The sequence below is a fragment of the Micromonospora globispora genome (assembly GCF_003857015.1).
Lineage (GTDB): Bacteria > Actinomycetota > Actinomycetes > Mycobacteriales > Micromonosporaceae > Micromonospora > Micromonospora globispora.
Genome location: NZ_QGGF01000528.1, coordinates 1 through 634 on the forward strand (window position 1 = coordinate 1; position 634 = coordinate 634).

The 634-nt window shown below is 72.4% G+C and carries 1 protein-coding gene; it reads right to left on the bottom strand.

Annotated features, from left to right (window positions below):
• Positions 1 to 121: 121 nt before the first annotated feature.
• On the bottom strand, positions 122 to 634 hold a 513-nt coding region (locus DKL51_RS28015; protein WP_221623250.1), incomplete at its 5' end, for an STAS domain-containing protein.

Consider the following 634-nt stretch of genomic DNA (forward strand, 5'->3'; position numbering starts at 1 on the left):
GCCGGCCACGTGCGACGGGTGCTCGAGCTGACCGGCGTCCTGCCGATCCTCACCGACGGGGCGGCCTGACCGCCGCCGCGTCAGTGCGAGCGTGCCGCATCGCGTTGATCGCCCTGGCCGGTCACCCGAGCTCGGGTCCCGCCTCCTCAGAGGCCGGGCGTGCCGGGGGCGTGAGCAGGTCCTGCAGGCCGGTCAGCGTCAGCACCGCCTCGGCGGGGCTGCCGGGTTCGGCGGCGACCCGTAGGCGGTCCAAGTCCGCGGCGAGGTGGTGCAGGAGTTGCACGGCCGCGCTGCTGAGATGACTGACCGCGCTGACGTCGATGGTGAGGGGTAGCGCACCGCCCCGGTTGGCCTGCAGGATCGCGGCGTGCAGTCGGGGGGTGGTGACCATGTCCACCGGGCCGTGCACTTCGAGCGTCTTCCCGTCCGGGGTTTCGATGACATGAATCGATATCTCATCGACCGTGGGGTCGCGGCGGCGAGTAGCCGTCGGATGCACGGCCCCGCTGGTCACGGTGGTCGGGCGACCGAGGCGGTGGCGCATGTGGAGGCTGGTGCCGACGTCGGTGCGGACGACGTCCAGGTGGTCGACGAGACCTCGGATCATCGCCAGTCCGCGACCGCGCCCTCCGGG